At 60.0% G+C, this 20,053-nt stretch carries 20 protein-coding genes; 8 read left to right on the top strand and 12 right to left on the bottom strand.

Annotation, left to right across the window (positions count from 1 at the left end):
* The coding region (locus IBX59_RS02710) for a CoxG family protein (RefSeq protein WP_296372132.1) at positions 1-329 on the top strand (329 nt) is incomplete at its 5' end.
* Here the strand turns inward: IBX59_RS02710 and IBX59_RS02705 are convergent.
* The 6 genes from IBX59_RS02705 to betI form a co-directional block, all read right to left on the bottom strand.
* A complete protein-coding gene (locus IBX59_RS02705) occupies positions 330-572 on the bottom strand; it encodes a DUF465 domain-containing protein (RefSeq protein WP_296372130.1) in 243 nt (80 codons plus the stop codon).
* A gap of 78 nt (positions 573-650) precedes the next feature.
* Positions 651-1,298, bottom strand: a complete 648-nt coding sequence (locus IBX59_RS02700; RefSeq protein ID WP_296372129.1) for a thermonuclease family protein — start codon at positions 1,296-1,298, stop codon at positions 651-653.
* A 65-nt stretch (positions 1,299-1,363) separates the two neighbouring features.
* The gene (betA, locus tag IBX59_RS02695) at positions 1,364-3,022 is read right to left on the bottom strand and encodes a choline dehydrogenase (RefSeq protein ID WP_296372128.1); all 1,659 of its coding nucleotides are present in this window, start codon (positions 3,020-3,022) and stop codon (positions 1,364-1,366) included.
* Positions 3,023-4,474 (bottom strand): betaine-aldehyde dehydrogenase, encoded by a 1,452-nt coding sequence (betB, locus tag IBX59_RS02690; RefSeq protein ID WP_296372126.1) that lies wholly within the window; start codon positions 4,472-4,474, stop codon positions 3,023-3,025. It abuts the gene before it with no gap.
* 45 nt (positions 4,475-4,519) lie between these two features.
* On the bottom strand, positions 4,520-6,028 hold the full coding sequence (gene betC, locus IBX59_RS02685) for a choline-sulfatase (protein WP_296372124.1): 1,509 nt from the start codon (positions 6,026-6,028) through the stop codon (positions 4,520-4,522).
* Positions 6,025-6,609 carry a transcriptional regulator BetI gene (gene betI, locus IBX59_RS02680; RefSeq protein ID WP_296372122.1) on the bottom strand — a complete coding sequence of 195 codons (585 nt, stop codon included), beginning with the start codon at positions 6,607-6,609 and terminating at the stop codon, positions 6,025-6,027. The genes betC and betI overlap by 4 nt, the downstream gene beginning before the upstream one ends.
* Before the next feature lie 79 nt (positions 6,610-6,688).
* Here betI and choX point away from each other — a divergent pair, with 79 nt between their 5' ends.
* The 3 genes from choX to choV are packed head-to-tail and all read left to right on the top strand — an operon-like array spanning position 6,689 to position 9,518.
* Entirely contained in the window at positions 6,689-7,612 is a 924-nt protein-coding gene (choX, locus tag IBX59_RS02675; protein WP_296372120.1) for a choline ABC transporter substrate-binding protein, read from the top strand.
* Between the two features lie 59 nt (positions 7,613-7,671).
* Positions 7,672-8,505: a choline ABC transporter permease subunit gene (choW, locus tag IBX59_RS02670; RefSeq protein ID WP_296372118.1), complete on the top strand. Its 834-nt coding sequence runs from the start codon at positions 7,672-7,674 to the stop codon at positions 8,503-8,505.
* Entirely contained in the window at positions 8,502-9,518 is a 1,017-nt protein-coding gene (gene choV, locus IBX59_RS02665) for a choline ABC transporter ATP-binding protein (RefSeq protein ID WP_296372116.1), read from the top strand. The genes choW and choV overlap by 4 nt, the downstream gene beginning before the upstream one ends.
* Positions 9,519-9,550: 32 nt before the next feature.
* Here the strand turns inward: choV and IBX59_RS02660 are convergent, their stop codons facing one another.
* Complete coding sequence (locus IBX59_RS02660) at positions 9,551-10,453, bottom strand: DMT family transporter (RefSeq protein WP_296372114.1); 903 nt, start codon at positions 10,451-10,453, stop codon at positions 9,551-9,553.
* 123 nt (positions 10,454-10,576) lie between these two features.
* On the opposite strand from IBX59_RS02660, the gene IBX59_RS02655 reads away from it, so the two are divergent.
* The 3 genes from IBX59_RS02655 to IBX59_RS02645 all read left to right on the top strand — a co-directional run bounded on the left by IBX59_RS02655 (position 10,577) and on the right by IBX59_RS02645 (position 14,045).
* Positions 10,577-11,392 carry a TIGR00282 family metallophosphoesterase gene (locus IBX59_RS02655; RefSeq protein WP_296372112.1) on the top strand — a complete coding sequence of 272 codons (816 nt, stop codon included), beginning with the start codon at positions 10,577-10,579 and terminating at the stop codon, positions 11,390-11,392.
* Positions 11,393-11,440: 48 nt separating this feature from the next.
* Positions 11,441-13,222 carry an SLC13 family permease gene (locus IBX59_RS02650; RefSeq protein ID WP_296372110.1) on the top strand — a complete coding sequence of 594 codons (1,782 nt, stop codon included), beginning with the start codon at positions 11,441-11,443 and terminating at the stop codon, positions 13,220-13,222.
* A 73-nt stretch (positions 13,223-13,295) separates the two neighbouring features.
* Complete coding sequence (locus tag IBX59_RS02645; RefSeq protein WP_296372108.1) at positions 13,296-14,045, top strand: YebC/PmpR family DNA-binding transcriptional regulator; 750 nt, start codon at positions 13,296-13,298, stop codon at positions 14,043-14,045.
* Positions 14,046-14,122: 77 nt separating this feature from the next.
* Here the strand turns inward: IBX59_RS02645 and IBX59_RS02640 are convergent, their stop codons facing one another.
* The gene (locus IBX59_RS02640; RefSeq protein ID WP_296372106.1) at positions 14,123-14,674 is read right to left on the bottom strand and encodes a 5-formyltetrahydrofolate cyclo-ligase; all 552 of its coding nucleotides are present in this window, start codon (positions 14,672-14,674) and stop codon (positions 14,123-14,125) included.
* Positions 14,662-16,035 (bottom strand): magnesium transporter, encoded by a 1,374-nt coding sequence (gene mgtE / locus IBX59_RS02635; protein ID WP_296372104.1) that lies wholly within the window; start codon positions 16,033-16,035, stop codon positions 14,662-14,664. Before mgtE ends, IBX59_RS02640 begins: the two co-directional genes overlap by 13 nt.
* Positions 16,036-16,135: 100 nt before the next feature.
* Here mgtE and guaD point away from each other — a divergent pair, with 100 nt between their 5' ends.
* Positions 16,136-17,422 carry a guanine deaminase gene (guaD, locus tag IBX59_RS02630; protein ID WP_296372102.1) on the top strand — a complete coding sequence of 429 codons (1,287 nt, stop codon included), beginning with the start codon at positions 16,136-16,138 and terminating at the stop codon, positions 17,420-17,422.
* Here guaD and IBX59_RS02625 read toward each other — a convergent pair.
* The 3 genes from IBX59_RS02625 to IBX59_RS02615 are packed head-to-tail and all read right to left on the bottom strand — an operon-like array spanning position 17,419 to position 20,029.
* Positions 17,419-17,859: a CAP domain-containing protein gene (locus IBX59_RS02625; protein WP_296372100.1), complete on the bottom strand. Its 441-nt coding sequence runs from the start codon at positions 17,857-17,859 to the stop codon at positions 17,419-17,421. The genes guaD and IBX59_RS02625 overlap by 4 nt on opposite strands.
* A 30-nt stretch (positions 17,860-17,889) precedes the next feature.
* Positions 17,890-19,227, bottom strand: coding sequence for an 8-oxoguanine deaminase (locus IBX59_RS02620; RefSeq protein WP_296372098.1), 1,338 nt, complete (start codon positions 19,225-19,227; stop codon positions 17,890-17,892).
* Positions 19,220-20,029 carry an inositol monophosphatase family protein gene (locus tag IBX59_RS02615; RefSeq protein WP_296372095.1) on the bottom strand — a complete coding sequence of 270 codons (810 nt, stop codon included), beginning with the start codon at positions 20,027-20,029 and terminating at the stop codon, positions 19,220-19,222. Before IBX59_RS02615 ends, IBX59_RS02620 begins: the two co-directional genes overlap by 8 nt.
* Positions 20,030-20,053: the final 24 nt, after the last annotated feature.

The raw sequence follows: 20,053 nt of genomic DNA, 5'->3' as shown, positions 1-20,053 counted from the left end.
TCGGGTTCGAGGCGGTGGTGAAGCAAAAGGTCGGCCCGGTGTCTGCCACATTCAAAGGCGCGGTCACGCTGGAAAACGTAAACGCCCCTGAGAGCTATACCCTTGTCGGCGAAGGCAAGGGCGGTGTGGCAGGTTTCGCCAAGGGCCGCGCAGATGTCAGCCTGACCGAAGTGGATGAAGGCACCGAGCTGACCTATACCGTGGACGCCAAAGTGGGCGGCAAGTTGGCGCAACTGGGCAGCCGGATCGTAGGCGGTTTTGCCCGCAAAATGGCTGACCAGTTTTTTGAACATTTTCAGGATACCGTTGAAGGCAAGTCAACCACCTGATCAAGCTGAATCACGCAGAGCGGTGGCGATCATGTCCTTGAGCGCCATACGCTCCTTGCGCAGTTCTGCCATGTGCAGGTCATCGGTTGGTTCCAGATTTGTTTCCGCGCGGTGGACGGCACGGTTCACGGCGTGATAATCTTCAAACATTTTTGCAAAATGCGGATCCGTTTCTTTCAGCCGGTGGATCGTATCCTGATCGTTAGGAAATTCTTCGTGCAGTTCGTGTGGCGTATTCGACATTTTATCATCCCTTTATTGGCGCGTCACAAAGTGCATATCGCGCAGGTGATGTGCAGACCTTGATACGGATCAAACAGATCAGTTTCTAGCGGCTCGCCAACCTGCAGCTTCGGCCTCGGCCCGGCTGCAAAACCAGCGTTCACCACGTGACGGGTTGATCGCGGTGCGGTCGTAATCGCGCCCGCCGGGCACATGATAGATGCGCCCGCTGTTTGAAATATTGCCCTTGATCAAACAGCCCCCATCCGGTGCGCCCTGCCCCGTCACCTGGCGCGCGCGATAGTCAGACGGCATCTGAACCGTGAACCCCCACAATCCGCGTCCTGCAACAGCGGCCGCCTTTTCATCCAGATCATAAAGGCTGGAATAGCGCCGGTAGGCCCAAGCGATTCCATCGGTGACAAGCGATTCACCCATATCCACGCCAGCGATTTCACAGGTTGCGACAACCCTTCCATAGCGGTCAATATCGCGCTGTGTGCAATTGGCGTGCCGACCTTCAAACCGGTCGCGCACCAGATCGCGCGCCCAGCGCCCGCAATCCCACGTCCGCCCACTTGCTGAACACGGTTGCCCCATCTCGGGCGCATCCACGCCAAACAACCGCACCCGCACACCGCCCACATCGAATGTATCCGCGTCGATCACGCGCAACACGCCATTGGGGGCAGCAAAGCTGGTCGTTGCGAAAAACAGCGTTAGCAAAAGCGAAAAAAATCTGATCATGACGCCGGAAAAGCATTCCTGCGGCCAATCCTCAACTCATTTCGTTAACGAAGGTTAACAAATTCTTAACGTTGTGACGTTTCCCACGCAGGGTGAATCCACGGCTGGTCATTCGCGGGTGGCAGCGGGTGGCGTTGCAGGATGTGGTCAGACACTTTTTCCCCCACCATGATCGACGGCGCGTTCAGATTGCCGTTTGTGATGCGCGGAAAGATCGAACTGTCGGCCAGCCGCAACCCATCGACCCCGATCACCCGCGCCTGTGGGTCAACCACCGCCATGGGGTCATCCACCGCGCCCATCTTGCAGGTACCACAGGGGTGATAGGCGCTTTCGACATGTTCGCGAATAAAGGCGTTCAGATCCTCATCTGTTTTTGCCGCGTCACCCGGCTGAATTTCGTGCCCGCGATATTCATCAAAGGCCGGTTGCGCGAAAATCTCGCGCGTGAGCCGGATACAGGTGCGGAAATCCTCCCAATCCTGCGGGTCGGACATATAGTTGAACTGGATGCGTGGATTGTCTTGCGGGTCTGCAGACCGCAGCGTGACCTGCCCCCGCGACACTGACCGCATCGGGCCGACATGTGCCTGAAACCCATGGCCTTCGGGGGCGACCTTGCCGTCATAGCTGACTGCGATGGGCAGAAAATGGAACTGGATATCAGGGTAATCAACACCGGCGCGCGACCGGATAAAGCCCGCGCTTTCGAACTGGTTGGAACTGCCAAGGCCAGTTTTCCACAGCAGCCATTCCGCACCGATCCGCGCCTTGCCGCGCAGGTTCCAGTAAGAAAACAGCGATACGGGTTTGGTCGCCGCCTGCTGGATATACAACTCCAGATGGTCCTGCAGGTTTTGCCCTACGCCGGGGCGGTCGGCGACCACCTTGATCCCGTGTTCGGCCAGATGCGCGGCGGGGCCGATGCCCGACAGCATCAGCAGTTTGGGCGAATTCAGCGACGACGCGGCGATGATCACCTCGACATTGGCGCGGATCACTTCGATCTTTTTGCCACGCGATACTTCGACACCGACGGCGCGCCCGTTCTCGATCACGATGCGGCGGGCAAAGGCACGGGTCAGGGTGCAGTTGGGCCGTTTCAGTGCCGGGCGCAGATAGGCGCTGGCCGCCGACCAACGATGCCCCTTGTAGATCGTGGCATCGAAGGGGCCAAACCCTTCTTGCTGCTCGCCGTTATAGTCACCTGTGATGGGGTAACCTGCCTGATGCCCTGCTGCGACAAAGGCGCGGGTCAGCGGGTTTTTGCGCGGGCCGCGCGTGACGTGCAGCGGGCCATCGGTGCCGCGCCACGCCGGATCACCGCCGTGGCCGCCATCGTGCCAGTTTTCCATCCGTTTGAAATAGGGCAGCACATCGGCATAGCCCCAGCCTTGCGCACCCATTTCGGCCCAATGATCAAAATCACGCGCGTGGCCGCGCACATAGATCATCCCGTTGATTGACGACGACCCGCCAATCACCTTGCCGCGCGGCGTGACCAGTTGCCGCCCGCCAAGGTGTGGCTCGGGTTCGGATTTCAGCCCCCAGTCATACATTTTCATGTTCATCGGATAGGACAGCGCGGCGGGCATCTGGATAAACGGCCCCCGGTCACTGCCGCCATGTTCAATGACCAGCACCTGTTTTCCCGCTTCGGCCAGCCGGTAGGCCATGGCGCAGCCTGCACTGCCTGCGCCGACGATGACATAATCAGCTTGCATCTAGAACGGTGCCTCCAGATCGCCCATGCGGACATAGACGCTTTTGATCTGGCTGTAGTATTCGATCGCGGCCTTGGAATTTTCACGCCCCACGCCAGAAAGTTTGGACCCACCAAAAGGCGCCTCGACCGGTGCATCGTTGTAGGTGTTGATATAGCAGGTTCCCGCCGCGAACCCTGCCGCCATACGGTGTGCGCGGGTCAGGTCGGCGGTAAAGACACCGGCGGCAAGGCCATAGATCGTGTCGTTGGCGCGGGCCAATGCCTCGGCTTCTGTTTCGAAATCGAAAACCGACATCACAGGGCCAAAAATTTCCTCGCGCGCGATGGTCATGTCGTCGGTCACACTGGCAAAAACCGTGGGTTCCAGAAAGAACCCCGGCATGTCGGGGCGCTTGCCCCCGCAGACCAAAGTGGCACCTTCCGCGACCCCCTTGGCGATAAAGCCTTCGACAATATCGCGTTGGTTTTCCGACACCATCGGCCCGAAATTCACACCGGGGTCTTGCGGATCGCCCATTTTGACACCCGCCAGCCGTTCGGTCAGTCGCGTCAGGAACGCATCCTTCATGCCTTTTTGCACAAAGACCCGCGTGCCGTTGGAACAGACCTGCCCGGATGAATAGAAATTGCCCAGAATGGCGCCCGACACGGCATTTTCAAGATCGGCATCGTCAAAGATCACCAAGGGCGATTTACCGCCCAGTTCCATCGTGACATTGCGGATACCTTGTGCGGCGGCGGCATAAACCTTGCGGCCCGTGGGCACCGAACCCGTCAGCGATACCTTGTCCACGCGGGGGTCGGTGATCAGCGCAGCCCCCACCGCGCCGAACCCCTGAATGACGTTATAAACGCCTGCGGGTGCGCCGGCCTCGAACAATATTTCGGCCACTTTCAGCGCCGACAACGGCGTGGTTTCCGATGGTTTAAACACCATCGCATTGCCACAGGCCAGCGCGGGCGCGCCTTTCCAGCAGGCGATTTGCGTGGGATAGTTCCATGCGCCAATGCCGACACAAACCCCCAGCGGTTCGCGGCGGGTATAGACGAAATCATTACCCAGCGGGATGTATTCACCCGTGATGCTGGCCGCCAGACCGCCGAAATATTCCAACGCATCCGCGCCCGATGTGGCATCGGCAACGGATGTTTCCTGATAGGGTTTGCCGGTGTCATAGGTTTCCAGAACCGACAGGTCGTGGTTGCGCGCGCGCATGATCTCGGCGGCGCGGCGCAGCACGCGGCCCCGTTCCGTCGCGGTCCAGCCCGCCCATTCCTTTTGCGCGCGTTTGGCCGCTTCAAGCGCCTGATCCACGATAGCGGGGGTCGCGGCATGTAGGGTTGCGATGACCTTGCCAGTGTAGGGATAAATGACCTCGATCACCTCTCCGGCGGTGTCTTCGACGTATTTGCCATCAATGAAATGGCTGGCGGTGGGTTGTGTGTTCATGGTGCAGGAGCCTCCGGCGGGAGTTTTTGGGCCAAGATGAAGGGGTTATTCGCCACGGGGAAAACGCTGGTTTTCTTCCAGCACGTTCAGGTCCATGTGGTTGCGCATGTAGCGTTCGGATGCCTTTTGCAGCGGCTGGTAATCCCACGGGTAGTAATTGCCGTTGCGCAGCGCCTCGTAGACCACCCAGCGGCAGGCTTGCGATTGGCGCACGGCGGCGTCAAAGCGGGCCAGATCCCAGCGGCTTTCCGATTTGGCGCGCAGCTGTGTCAGCGTGCCTTGATGTGCGGGAACATCGGCAAGGTTGCTCAGTTCAAGCGGGTCTGCATCCAGATCGAACAGTTGATCGGGGTCGTGGGCGCAACGGTTGTATTTCCATTTGCCATAGCGCAGCGACACCAGCGGCGCGATGCTGCCCTCGGCGGCGTATTCCATGGCGACAGGCGTGTCGCGGGTGCCGCCCTGCCCCAGATGCACAAGGCTTTCGCCGCTGGTCCATGGCGTGACTTCTGACATATCGACGCCCGCCAGATCGCACAGCGTTGGCGTCACGTCGATGGTGCTGACAGGTGTGGTATTCAGCCCCGGCGCCATTTCGGGGCTTGCGATCATCAAAGGCACGCGCGCGGAGCCTTCGAAGAACGACATCTTGAACCACAACCCCCGTTCGCCCAGCATATCGCCGTGGTCTGACACGAAAATGACCGTTGCCTCTTGCCGTGTTTCTTGCAGCGTTTGCAGCACTTCGCCGATCTTGTCGTCAAGATACGAGATATTGGCGAAATAGGCCCGGCGGGCGCGTTTGACATGATCGTCTGTAATGTTGAAATTGTCGCGGTCGTTGGCATCAAGGATGCGTTTGCTATGGGCATCCTGTTCGGCATAGGGGATCGGGCCGACAGGCGGCATCAGGTGTTCGCAGTCCTCATAGAGATCCCAGTATTTCTTGCGCGCCACATAAGGGTCATGCGGATGGGTAAAGCTGACAGTCAGGCACCATGGCCGCGCATCATGCCCACGTGACAAGTCGTAAATCTTGCGGGTGGCGTGATAGGCGACTTCGTCGTCGTATTCCATCTGGTTGGAAATTTCGGCCACGCCGGCGCCTGTCACAGACCCCATGTTGTGATACCACCAGTCGATCCGTTCACCGGGTTTGCGGTAATCCGGCGTCCAGCCGAAATCGGCGGGGTAGATATCGGTGGTCAGCCTTTCTTCGAACCCGTGCATCTGGTCTGGGCCGACGAAATGCATCTTGCCCGACAGGCAGGTCTGATAGCCTGCGCGGCGCAAATGGTGCGCATAGGTCGGGATCGAGGACGTAAATTCGGCGGCATTGTCATAAACACCGTTCTGGCTGGGCAACTGCCCCGACATGAAAGCCGCCCGCCCCGGCGCGCAAAGCGGCGACGCGGTATAGGTATTGGCAAAACGGGTGGACCGCGCCGCCAGCGCCTTGAGGTTGGGCGCATGTAACCAGTCGGCAGGACCGTCGGGAAATAGTGTGCCGTTCAACTGGTCCACCATGATGATCAGGATATTGGGTTTGGTCATGTGGTGGTTCCTTTCAATTCCGCCCTGAGAAGGGCCAGAACATGATCTGCTGCGGGTAAGTCGAAATGTGCGGATTGTTGCAGGCCACGCCGCAGGTAAAGCCCGTCAATAAGCCCCGCGATGCGCGCTGCCGCCTGATCTGCCCGATCCCCAACCAGCGGGCGCAGGTCATGCACCAGATTGCTGTGCAACCGCCGTTGATAGATATCCAACAGCCGCTGTGCATCAAGGGATGACTGCGCAAGCACATAAAAATTCAGCCATGCACCGACGACTTCGGGCCGGAAATTAGACGAAGCAAAACCCGCCCGAACAACCGCTTCCAGCCGAGCCAAGGGCCCGTCAGCTGTGGCCAGCGCCGCGTGCACCTCATCCGCATAGACAGCCAGAATATGCCGCATCGCCGCGAGAAATATCTGGGTCTTGCCGCCAAAATAGTGATGCGCCAGTGCAGTTGACATGCCTGCGCGCTTTGCAATCTGGCTTACGGTCACATCCAGCGTGCCCGTTGCACCGATTTCGTCAATCGTGGCTTTCACTAAGGCCGCGCGGCGGATAGGCTCCATTCCAAGCTTTGGCATATGTTCCTCGTGGGGGTTGCCAACGCAAGGTAAATCGTTCTTTATTGACTAGTCAATCAATATCAACCGGGAGAGAGAGATGAAATTGAAATCCGCGCTATCCGTGCTGGCACTGGTTGCCGCCACACCTGCCCTTGCCGACTGCGAAAGGATCACATTCGCTGACGTTGGCTGGACTGATATCACCGCAACCACAGCCGCAACCACCGTCGTGCTGGACGCGTTAGGATACGAGACCGACATCAAACTGCTCTCGGTTCCTGTGACCTATATCTCGCTGGCCGAAGGTGACATCGACGTTTTCCTTGGTAACTGGATGCCAACGATGGAAGCCGACATCGCCCCCTACCGCGAAGCAGGCACCGTGGACACGGTACGCGCAAACCTTGAAGGGGCGAAATACACGTTGGCCGTCAATCGTGCCGCTGCCGACATGGGCATTGCCACATTCGCAGATATCGCCGCCAATGCCGGCGCGCTGGATGGCAAGATCTACGGAATTGAACCCGGCAACGACGGCAACCGCCTGATCCTTGACATGATCGAAGCAGGCGCATTCGGGCTGGACGGGTTTCAGGTGATGGAAAGCTCTGAACAGGGGATGCTGGCACAGGTTGACCGCGCATCGCGCCGGGGCGAACCGATTGTGTTTCTGGGCTGGGAACCGCACCCGATGAACGCCAATTTCGACATGTCCTATCTGGAAGGTGGCGATGACTGGTTCGGCCCCGATCTGGGCGGAGCATCGGTTTACACCAACACCCGCGCCGGTTTCGTTGATGCCTGCCCGAACGTGGGCGCGCTGCTGACAAATCTGGAATTCACGCTGACTATGGAAAACGAAATCATGGGCGCGATCCTGAATGACGGGGCAAACCCGGATGCCGCCGCAACCGCATGGCTGGCCGCCAACCCTGATGCCTACACAAGCTGGCTGGACGGTGTGACCACCAAGGATGGCGGCGATGCGGCTGCCGCGGTGGCCGCGAAACTGGCCGAATAATCAAGACCTGACAGGCGGTCCCCCACGGGGCCGCCTTTTTCATAGCGTAAGAGGCATGCATGGACTGGCTAACCCAAAACAAGATACCCATTGGACCTTGGGCGAAATCCGTATTCGATTGGTTGAACCGCGATATGGGGTTCTTTTTTGATTGGCTGTCCGACGCGATGGAAGGACTGATAGACGGCATCCTTTGGGTGCTGCAAACGCCGCATCCCTTTGCCGTCATCGCTGTTTTCGCGGCCCTGACCTATGGGCTGCAACGCAACTGGAAAACGCCGGTGTTGATCGTGCTGGGTTTCCTGTTCATCCTTAATCAGGGTTACTGGCGCGAAACGATGCAATCCCTGACGCTGGTGCTGTCCGCCTGCGTGGTTTGCATGGGGATCGGCGTGCCGATCGGGATCGCAGCCGCACATCGCCCCCGGCTTTACAGGGCGATGGCACCTGTGCTGGACTTGATGCAGACGCTGCCCACTTTCGTTTACCTGATCCCGGCCATCGTATTCTTTGGTATCGGCATGGTGCCGGGGCTGATCGCGACCGTGATATTCGTGCTGCCTGCGCCGATCCGGCTGACGCATCTGGGGGTGTCCTCCACCCCGACCCCACTGCTTGAGGCCGCGCAGGCCTTTGGCGCGACCAAGCGGCAGGTTCTGTTCAAGGTGGAACTGCCATCTGCCCTGCCACAGATCATGGCGGGGCTGAACCAGACGATCATGCTGTCGCTGTCGATGGTGGTGATCGCGGCCCTTGTGGGGGCCAGCGGGCTGGGCGTGCCGGTCATTCGCGCGCTGAACACCGTGAATACATCGCTGGGGTTTGAATCCGGCTTTGTCATCGTGGTTGTCGCCATCATGCTGGACCGAATGTTGCGGGTGAAATCAAAATGAATGCTGTAGAATTTGACAATGTGTCCATCGTTTTCGGCGAACGGCCCGAAACCGCCCTGCCGTTGATGGATCAGGGGCTGGAACGCCCGGAAATCCAGAAAAAGACAGGTCAGGTGCTGGGCGTGCACAACTGTTCGCTGACTGTGGCAGAAGGCGAAATCCTTGTGCTGATGGGGCTGTCGGGGTCTGGCAAATCCACACTCTTGCGCGCAGTCAACGGGCTGAACCCCGTGATCCGGGGCGAAGTGCGCATCAACGATGGCGACTGGACATGTAGCGTCGGCGGTGCGTCATCCAATGATCTGCGCAGGGTGCGGCTGGAATGCGTCTCGATGGTGTTCCAGCAATTCGGCCTACTGCCATGGCGCACCGTGCGCGACAACGTGGGGCTGGGGCTGGAACTCGCCGGGCTGGACAAGGCGGAACGCGCCAAAAGGGTCGCACGCGAACTGGAAATGGTCGGGCTGGCCGACCGCGCCGATGCATTGGTGGGCGAATTGTCAGGCGGGATGCAGCAGCGCGTGGGCCTTGCCCGTGCATTTGCCACCGACGCGCCGATCCTTTTGATGGACGAACCCTTTTCAGCGCTTGATCCGCTGATCCGCACCCGTTTGCAGGACGAATTGCTGGACCAGCAGGCCAAGCGGAACAAGACGATCATCTTCGTCAGCCACGATCTGGACGAGGCGTTCAAACTGGGAAACCGCATCGCAATCATGGAGGGCGGGCGGATCGTGCAAATTGGCACCCCGCGCGAGATTTTTACAAACCCGGCAAACGAATATGTCGCTGATTTTGTCGCACATATGAACCCGCTGGGCGTGTTGACCGCGCGTGATGTGATGATCGCTGGCACCGCCTCTGGCCCCGAAATAGACGCGGAAACACCCGTGCAGGACATCATGCAGATGATAGAAACCAACGCGTTACAAGTGACCGAAAACGGCCAACCCATTGGCCAGATCACGCAAAGTTCGATCCTTGCGCGCCTCTCTCCGGCCTCTTCCGCGTAAGAATACCCCCCGGGGCTGCAACACAGGCGCAATCAGACCTTTGTTTCAGGCACGGCAGGGGTCACTGTGCGCCGCGCGACGGCCTCGCGCCATGTGATGAAACTGACCGCAGCCATAATGATAACGCCGCCAAGCACGACGAAAGCGTCCACAGCTTCGTTGAAAAATATCGCACCCAGCAAGACGGCCCAGACCAGCTGCAGAAACGTCACCGGTTGTGTGACCGTCAGCGGGGCTGCGGCAAAGGCCATTGTCATCGTATAGTGTCCGGCAGTGGCAAAAAAAGCGACAAGAAACAGCCAGCCCAACTGCACAAGGGTCGGCGTGACCCAAACCGCATAGGCAAAGGGCGCAAGCCCGATCGTCACTGTAATCGACAGCATACCCACAACCACAGCCGGTGACACCTCGCCCGAAAGCTGCTTGGCGATCAGGTAACCGGCTGCAAACAACGCAGCCGTGCCCAGCATGGCAAGATGCCCCGGTTCGATCACCTTGACACCGGGGCGCAGAATGATGGCCGCCCCCACCAGTGCCGCCAGCACCGCAATCAAACGACGCGGTGGCAGTTTTTCGCCCAGAAACAACGCCGCCCCGATCGAGACATAGACAGGTGACAGGTAATTCATCGCAGTCACCTCGGCCAAGGGGATGCGCGCCATGGCAAAGAACCACAGGATCACCGCCAGCGTGTGCACCACACCGCGCATCCCGAACAGCCGCAACTGGCGCGGCGTCAGCCGGGCAACAAGGATCGGGCGCAGCATCGGCACCAAGAAGACAAGCCCAAGCACATACCGCAGAAATGCCGCTTGGGCCGCTGGCACATTCTGGCCCAGATGCTTCACGATTGCTGTGACGGCCACAAACATCAGGCCCGTCACGACCATCCAGAAAACCCCGGCAACCGGGCGAGAGGCGGCAATAGTTTGCATCGCACATCGGTGGCACCATCCATTCAGCAAGGCAAGCGGCAGCACGCCGGAAATTTAGCTAAATTTCCGGCGCCGCGGGAAAATCTTCTAGAAGATTGTCGTCAGACCCCCTAACAGGGTGACATGAAAATTCTTTTTCTTGGTGATGTCATGGGCCGCGCTGGCCGAACCGCGATAGCGGAAGGGCTCGCGCAACTGCGCAAAGACTGGCGGCTGGATTTCGTCGTGGTCAACGGCGAAAACGCCACATCCGGCATGGGCTTGTCAGCGGATCACGCCAAACTGTTGCTGGAGGCGGGCGCCGATGTGGTCACGCTGGGTGACCATGCCTTTGATCAAAAGGACATGCTGGCATTCATAGAAAAGGAACCACGCATCATCCGGCCCATCAACTTTTCCAAGGCGGCCCCCGGTGCCGGCGCGCGGGTTTTCACCGCCCCCGGCGGGCGCAAGGTGCTGGTCGCGCAGGTGCTGGGGCAGGTGTTTATGAAACGGCCCTTTGATGATCCGTTTTCGGCACTGGATGCGACGCTGCGGCAATATCCGATGGGCGGGCAAGTGCAGGCCAGTCTGATCGATATCCACTGCGAGGCGACCTCCGAAAAAATGGCAACCGGCCATTTTTGTGACGGTCGCGCCAGCATCGTGGTGGGCACCCACACCCATGTGCCGACCGCCGATGCCATGATCCTGCCCGGCGGCACCGCCTATCTGTCTGACGCTGGTATGTGCGGCGATTATAATTCCGTCATCGGGATGGAAAAAACCGAACCGCTACGCCGCTTTATCACCGGCATGCCCAAGGCACGGTTTACCCCCGCGACGCAGCCCGCAACCCTGTCCGGCCTTTACGTGGAAACTGACGACAAGACAGGGCGGGCAACACGGGTTGAAATGGTGCGTCAGGGCGGGCGGCTTGCACAGGCCGGACCTGCCTGAGGCGGGTTGTGCTTGCCCCGGACAGGGCCTTCCGTAAGACTGTGAACTATGGATAGCCTGCCCCAGCTCAGCCAGACGCAATCTGCATTTCTGACGCTCGCCGTCATTATCGCGATGTTCGTGATGTTCATGCGCGAAACTTACCCGACAGAAGTCGTGGCCCTGATCGGGGTGTCGATCCTGCTGATCAGCGGTGTGCTGCCCTATCAGGATGCGGTCAGATCCCTGTCCAACCCCGCACCATGGACAATTGCGGCGATGTTCATCATTGTCGGCGCCCTGGTGCGCACCGGGGCATTGCATGCCATGACCCAACTGGCCGAACGGCAGGCCAAGGTCAGCCCGACGCGCGCGATTGGCGGTGGTCTGATTTTCGTGGCATTGGGCAGCGCAGTTATGAACAACACGCCGCTGGTCGTCGTGATGATCCCGGTCTTTGTGCAGCTTGCGCGCACATTGGGAACATCTGCCAGCAAGCTGCTGATTCCGCTTAGCTATGCGGCCATTGTCGGTGGCACGCTGACGCTGATTGGCACTTCGACCAACCTGCTGGTTGACGGGGTCGCGCGGGCGTCGGGGCTGGAACCCTTTGGCATTCTCGAAATCATGCCGTTGGGTCTGGTCGTGATGATCTGGACCTTTCTGTATCTTTACGTCATGGGGCCGCGCCTGCTGCCCGACCGCCCCAGCATCGCGACCATGCTGTCGGACCGGTCAAAAATGCGGTTTTTCACCGAGGCGGTAATCCCCCCCGACAGCAACCTGATCGGGCGCGACGTGACGGGGATCCAGTTGTTCAAGCGTGACGGTGTGCGGCTGATTGATGTCGTGCGCGGCGACAAATCACTGCGGCGCAATTTGGAAGGCGTCGAATTACAGATGGGTGACAGGGTCGTGCTACGCACCGAAATGTCCGAACTGTTGTCATTGCAGGCCACCAAGGATCTGCGCCGCGTCGATCAGGTTTCGACGGTGGAAACCACAACTGTCGAAGTGCTGATCACCCCCAATTGCAAGATGATTGGCCGGCGGCTGGGGGCACTGCGGCTGCGGCGGCACTATGCGGTTTATACGCTGGCCGTGCATCGGCGCGATATCAATATCGCCCAACAGATGGATGACATCGTTGTGCGCGTCGGTGACACATTGCTGTTGGAAGGCGCGCCCGAAGATATCCAGCGCCTGGCCGAAGATATGAACCTTGGCGATGTATCAAAACCGTCGCAGCGGGCCTACCGGCGCGGGCATGCCCCCATCGCCATCGTGACGCTTTTGGGTGTGGTCGTGTTGGCCGCGCTTGGGGTCGCACCCATCCTGCTGCTGGCCATGTTAGGTGTCACTGTCGTCTTGATGACAGGCTGCATTGATGCAGAAGAGGCATTTTCATTCATTGATGGCCGCCTTTTGGCGCTGATCTTTGCCATGCTTGGCGTCGGCTCGGCGCTGGAATCCTCTGGCGCGGTATCAGCGATCGCAAATGCTGTTTCGCCTTTCATGCTTGTGCTGCCGCCGTTCTTTGTGGTGCTGGCCGTCTATGGCCTGTCCAGCCTGCTGACCGAACTGGTATCAAACAACGCGGTTGCTGTCGTGATGACGCCCATCGTAATCGGGCTGGCCAGCGCATTGGGGGTGGATGCCCGCCCGCTGGTCGTGGCGGTCATGTTAGCAGCCAGTGCCAGTTTTGCCACACCCATCGGGTATCAGACAAACACGCTGGTTTACGGGCCGGGGGGGTATCGGTTTGCCGATTTCCTGAAATTCGGAATACCGCTGAACATCACCCTGGCCCCGATCGTTGCTTTTGTCATCCCTTATATCTGGCCGCTTTAGGGCGTGGGTTGCAGGCGCCCCTGCCCTTGCCGTATAGAGGCGCAGATTTCCACCACATCCGACGAGGTTTCCGATGGCCGGCCACTCAAAATGGGCAAATATCCAGCACCGCAAAGGGCGTCAGGATAAACTGCGATCCAAGCTGTTTTCCAAGCTGGCCAAGGAAATTACCGTAGCCGCCAAGATGGGCGACCCGGACCCCGACAAGAACCCGCGCCTGCGTCTTGCCGTTAAGGAAGCGAAATCAAGTTCCGTGCCCAAGGATGTGATCGACCGCGCGATCAAGAAATCCCAAGGTGGGGATGCGGAAAACTATGATGAAATCCGTTATGAAGGCTATGGCCCCGGCGGGGTTGCGGTGATTGTGGAAACGATGACCGACAACCGCAACCGCACCGCATCGACAGTGCGGTCAACCTTTTCCAAGAACGGTGGCAACCTGGGTGAAACCGGGTCTGTCGGTTTCATGTTCGACCGCAAGGGGCAGGTAGTTTACCCTGCATCCGTTGGTGACGCTGACACGGTGATGATGGCCGCAATCGAAGCTGGTGCTGAAGACGTGCAAAGCGACGATGAAAATCACGTGATCATCTGCGCCGACACCGATCTGAACGAAGTCGCTACCGCATTAGAGGCGACTTTGGGCGAATCGGAATCGACCAAGCTGATTTGGCAGCCCAACATCACGACAGAGCTTGATCTGGACGGGCTGACCAAGCTGATGAAGCTGCTTGATACGCTGGAAGAGGACGACGACGTGCAGCGCGTTACCGCCAATTTCGAGGCCTCGGACGAGGTGATGGAAGCCTTTTCCAACAGCTGACGCACGCTGCTGAGCGGCAAGACAAATTTCGCGAAATTTGTGGCACCCTGCGGGGATATTTGAACGACAAAGAAGCGTCAGGGCGTGATCACGCCCTGTTCCGTCACGATCAGATCAAGCGGTTGATCGGTTGGCTCCAGCGGCAAATCGCTGTCTTGCTGCGCGGCATAGGCAAAGCCGATGGCCAAGGTGGGCCGTCGGCTGCGCAGCAGTTCCAGCGTGCGATCATAAAACCCCCCGCCATAACCCAATCGCCCGCCGCGCCGGTCAAAGGCCACCAGCGGCACGATGACGATTTCGGGCTGCATCCAATCACCGCTTGCAGGGATCTGTGCGCCGAATGGCCCCGGCACCATGGTGCACCCCGGCTCCCACAGGCGAAACTGCAACGGCAGGCCCTTGCCCATGATCACCGGCACGCCGACAGGGCCATGTGCGGCGGCTTCCGCCATCGCTGCAGTCGGGTCAATTTCCGTGCGCATCGCCATATAGCCCGACAAAGGCACACCACGATACCCCGCCAGCACGGCACTCAGATACGCGGCGGTGCCCTGCCCGGTGGCATGTACCTGCGCGCGCCGTGCGAAAGCCGCAGTGCGGGCGGCAGATTTGTCGATCATATCAGCCATACCGCCGCTAACCCAAGGAAGGCAAAAAAGCCCACGACATCGGTCACCGTCGTCACAAAGGTGCCAGAGGCAAGCGCCGGATCAATGCCGATCTTGTCCAGCACAATCGGCACAACAGTGCCCGCCAGCCCCGCCACGACAAGGTTGAACACCATCGCCACGCCGATCACCGCCCCCAACATGGGCGAGCCGAACCAGGCCAATCCCACAAGCCCCATCACCAGCGCAAAGATCATCCCGTTGATCAAGCCAACCAGAATTTCGCGGCGGATCACGCGCCAGACGTTCGATGATGTGATATCGCGGGTTGCAATCGCGCGCACTGCCACTGTCAGGGATTGCGTGCCCGCATTGCCGCCCATCGACGCAACGATCGGCATCAAAACGGCAAGCGCAACCAATCCGGCAATCGTTTCCTCGAACAGTGAAATAACAAGCGATGCCAGAATTGCCGTCAGCAGGTTCACCCCAAGCCATGGCAACCGCCAGCGCGTGGTTTGCAGAACGGAATCCGACAGGCTGCCTTCGCCCACACCAGCAAGGCGCAGGATGTCTTCTTCTGCTTCTTCTTCCAGAAACGCCATGGCGTCGTCTATGGTGATCACGCCCACGATCCGGTCGTCATCGTCCACGACGGGGGCCGTGATCATGTGATAGTGGTTGATCGCATGCGCCACCTCTTCCACGTCCTGTTCCACGTGAAAGGTGCGAAAACTGTCTTCTGCCAGATCAATCAGCGGTGTGCTGCGCGGATTGCTGAGGATGCGGCCCAAAGTCACATAACCCACCGCCTTGAGCCGGGGATCGACAAGGATCACATGGTAGAACTGATCGGGCAACACCACGTCAGAGCGCATGTAATCAATGGCATCGCCGACGGTCCAATGTTCGGGCGCACGCACCAGTTCGGATTGCATGTGCCGCCCGGCCGATTCCTCTGGATAGGACAGCGCCTGTTCGATAACGACCCTGTCGCCGGCTTCCAGCGCGTCCAGAACGGCCTCTTGCTGCGCGTCGTCGAGGTATTCGACAAGATCGACCACATCATCGCTGTCCAGATCGCGCACGGCCTCGGCCAGTTCCGAGGGTGCAAGCTGCTTGATGACCTCTTCGCGGATTTGCTCGTTCAATTCCGACAGGATATCGCCGTCCATCCCGCCTTTCCACACGGTCAGCAAGGCGCGGCGGTCGCGGCTGTCGATCTGTTCCAGCAAATGCGCGATGTCGGCGGGGTGCAGCGGTTCCAGCAAGGCGTCAATCGTCGCTGGCGCATCGTCGGCCACGGCATCCATAACCTCGGCGATCAGGCGATCGGTGATGCCAAAGACTTCCTCTTCGTCGTTCTCGGTCGGATCGGCCATCGTGCACCCCTCTTTGCTTGTGGGAACATAAACAACTGGCCCAAGGTGACAACGCGATTCCTTGATTTACGGCGCGTTGGCGGGATCATAAGGTCGCGATATGACAAAACATCTTTTACTTGGCCAAACGATTGGCTTTACGGGCAATCCACTGCTGGGCGACTGGCCGGATGCTGTCCGGTATGAACAGCGCGGCGCCCTTTGCATCATCGACGGGCGTATTGCTGCGGTTGGTGCGGCCGATGCGTTGCGGGCCGCACACCAAGACGCCAACGTCACGGATTATGGCAACGGTCTGATCAGCGCGGGATTTGTCGATGCCCATATGCATTACCCCCAGACCGGTATCGTCGCCAGTTGGGGCAAGCAGTTGATTGACTGGCTGAACACCTATACCTTCCCCGAGGAATCCCGCTTTGGCGATCCGGCCTATGCCGCCGATGTGGCCGCGCGCACGCTGGATCTGGCGCTGGATCACGGCACCACGACACTGACCAGTTTCTGCACCATCCACCCTGCCAGTGTAGATGCGTTTTTCACCGCAGCCGCCGCGCGCAACATGGCCGTTGTTGCAGGCAAGACCTGCATGGACCGCAACGCCCCCGACACCCTGCGCGACACCGCGCAAACCGCCTATGACGACAGCAAGGCGCTGTTGGAAAAATGGCACGGCGTCGGGCGTGCGCAATACGCGATCACACCGCGGTTTTCGCCCACATCCACCCCCGACCAACTGGCCGCCCTTGGTGCGCTTTGGGCGGAACACCCCGATTGCCTGATGCAAACGCATCTGAGCGAACAACTGTCAGAAATCGCATGGGTGCGCGATCTGTTTCCCGCGGCCCGCGACTATCTGGACACCTATGAAACCTTTGGCCTGCTGGGTGCGCGCGGCCTTTATGGCCATGCGATCCACCTGGAACCCCGCGAGGTGGACAGGCTGGCCGAAATCGACGCCGCCGTGGTGCATTGCCCGACATCGAACACCTTTATCGGGTCGGGGCTGTTTGATCTGATGAGGCTGGCGCAGGCCAGTCTGCGCATCGGGCTGGCAACGGATACCGGCGGCGGATCATCGTTTTCGATGCTGCGCACGATGGCGGCGGCTTATGAAATCGGGCAGTTGCGCGGCATCGCATTGCATCCCGCACAACTGCTGTGGCTGGCGACCGAAGGATCGGCGCGGGCGTTGCATATGGGCGGGCAGATCGGCCATCTGGGGGTGGGGGCGATGGCGGATATCGTTGTGCTTGATCTGGCGTCAACGCCTGCCATTGCCCAGCGCAGCGCGCGGGCAGAGGACATCTGGGATGCGCTCTTTCCCACGATCATGATGGGCGACGACCGCGCGGTGCGCGATGTCTGGGTGGCGGGCAAGCGCCGCTAGCAACTGCGCGCCAGCACTAGCACCCAAGTGTCGCCAGACCGGCCCAAGCCATAATGGGCATAGGCGCTACCCAGCAGGTTGCGCCGGTGCCCGGCCGATTCGCGCCATGCGGCGAAAACGGCGGCTTCGGTCTTTTGGCCAAAGGCGATGTTTTCCGCCGCGGCGCAAGCCCGATAACCGCTGGCGGCGATGCGGTCGCTCATCCGCCCGCCATCCGGCGACTGGTGGGCGAAATAATCGCGCTGCACCATGTCATTGGCATGGGCCAGGGCTGCGCGTTGCAGGCGGCGGTCGGGGGTAACAGCGCCCTGCCCCTGACTGTTGCGGAATGTGTTCAGATCGGCGGCGAAACTAGCGCTGACAGGTTCATCCATCGAGCTGACCGCACCACAGGCCGCCATTGCAACCAAATACAATACCGCCATCATCCTGCGCATTTTCACACCTTTCCAAACAACTTTACGGACCTATTCCGCCAACCTTGCCGCCAGCGCATTCTGTCGCGCAATCGTTGCATCCAGATTAAGGGTCGTCATCTGGCCATCGGCCACCACCTGCCGCCCTTCGACAAACAAATCACGCACCTTGGCAGGCCCCGCCAGCACCAGTGCCGCCGCATCCCAAGACCCAGCGTTTTCCACCGCGCGCGCATCCCAGATCGCGATATCGGCGCGTTTGCCCACGGCAATCTGCCCGCAATCATCGCGGCCCAGCACCTGCGCCCCGCCACGCGTGGCAATTTCCAGTGCCTCGCGCGCCGACATGGCATCTGCCCCGTTCTGCACGCGTTGCAACAGCATAGCCTGCCGTGCCTCACCCATCAGATTGCCGATGTCATTACTGGCCGATCCGTCCACACCAAGGCCCACGCGCACGCCCGCATCACGCATCGCACGCACCGGCGCGATGCCTGATCCCAAACGACAGTTCGAACAGGGGCAATGGGCCACGCCGGTGCGACTGCGCGCGAACAGGCTGATTTCCTGCGCGTCCAGTTTGACGCAATGTGCATGCCAGACATCATCGCCGGTCCAGCCCAGATCTTCGGCATATTGCCCCGGACGACAGCCGAATTTTTCCAGGCTATAGGCGATATCTTCGTCGTTTTCCGCCAGATGGGTGTGCAGCATCACGCCCTTTTCGCGGGCCAGCAGGGCGGCATCGCGCATCAGGTCGCGGGTCACGGAAAATGGGCTGCACGGGGCGACACCGACGCGGACCATCGCGCCTGGGTTCGGGTCGTGAAAGGCATCAATGACGCGGATGCAGTCGTTCAGAATTGCCGCCTCATCCTCGACCAGCAGATCGGGGGGCAGGCCGCCTGCACTTTCGCCAATGCTCATCGCGCCACGGGTGGGGTGAAACCGCAGGCCGACCTCTGCCGCGGCGGCAATCGTGTCATCCAGCCGCGACCCGTTTGGAAAAAGATACAGGTGATCCGAAGTCAACGAACAGCCCGACAGCGCCAGTTCCGCCAGCCCGATCTGGGCCGAAACGAACATTTCCTCGGGGCCAAAGCGCGCCCAAATCGGATAGAGCGTTTGCAGCCAGCCAAACAACAACGCATCTTGCCCGCCAGGAACCGCACGCGTCAGGGTTTGGTAAAGATGGTGATGCGTGTTCACCAGACCGGGGGTGACAACAGCGCCGGTGGCATCGACAATGGCACAGCCGTCGGTCGGCAAATCGTGCCCGATGGCCGTAATCACCCCGCCGCTGATCCTTATGTCGGCCCCCGCCAGTTCGCTGCGGACGTCATCCATCGTCAGGATGGTCATGGCATTGCGAATCAGCGTGTCAGTCACGCAAGGCAGCCTGCAATACAGCCAGTGCGGCGGCATGCACGACAGGGTTTGCAGCCGCAATCACGCGCCCCCCATCATGGGCCGGGCCACCTGCCCAGTCGGTGACGATCCCGCCTGCCGCCTTGATCACGGCGATGGGGGCGTGAATGTCGTAGGGGTTCAACCCCGCCTCGATCACCAGATCGACCTGACCGGCGGCCAACAGCGCATAGGCATAGCAATCCATGCCATAACGCGTCAGCCGCGCCTGTGCCGATACCGCCCGAAATGCACGCATTTCATCTGGCGTGCCGACCTCTGGAAACGTCGTCATCAGGGTCGCCCTCTCGAGAGAACTGCCCTGCCGGCAGCGCAGCGCCTGCGGGCCGTGCGGGCCGCTCAGCGCCGCCTGCCCGAACCCACCAACAAAACGTTCGCCGATGTAGGGCTGGTCAATCAGCCCGAACAGCGGGCCGCTTTCATCGGAAACAGCCACCAAAACGCCCCATGTTGGTGTCCCGCTCATGTAACCGCGGGTGCCGTCGATCGGGTCCAGCACCCACGTCAGGCCGGTTGTGCCGCTGGTGGGACCGAATTCTTCGCCAAGGACAGCATCACAGGGGCGTTCACGGGCCAAAATAGCGCGCATAGCCTGTTCAGCGGCACGATCCGCCGCGGTGACCGGGTCAAAGGCCTCTGCCCCCTTGTCATCAGCGACCAGATCACTTGTGCGAAACAGCCGCAGCGTTTCGGACCGCGCGGTATCGGCCAACAAATGCGCCACCCTGACAAGATCGGCTTGTGTTGTCGTGTCCAGTTGCATCGCCCACTCCATCCGCATGGCCTA

Origin of the sequence: Yoonia sp. (assembly GCF_014859355.1) — a bacterium.
Lineage (GTDB): Bacteria > Pseudomonadota > Alphaproteobacteria > Rhodobacterales > Rhodobacteraceae > Yoonia.
This window is presented reverse-complemented; position numbering and strand designations above follow the sequence as displayed.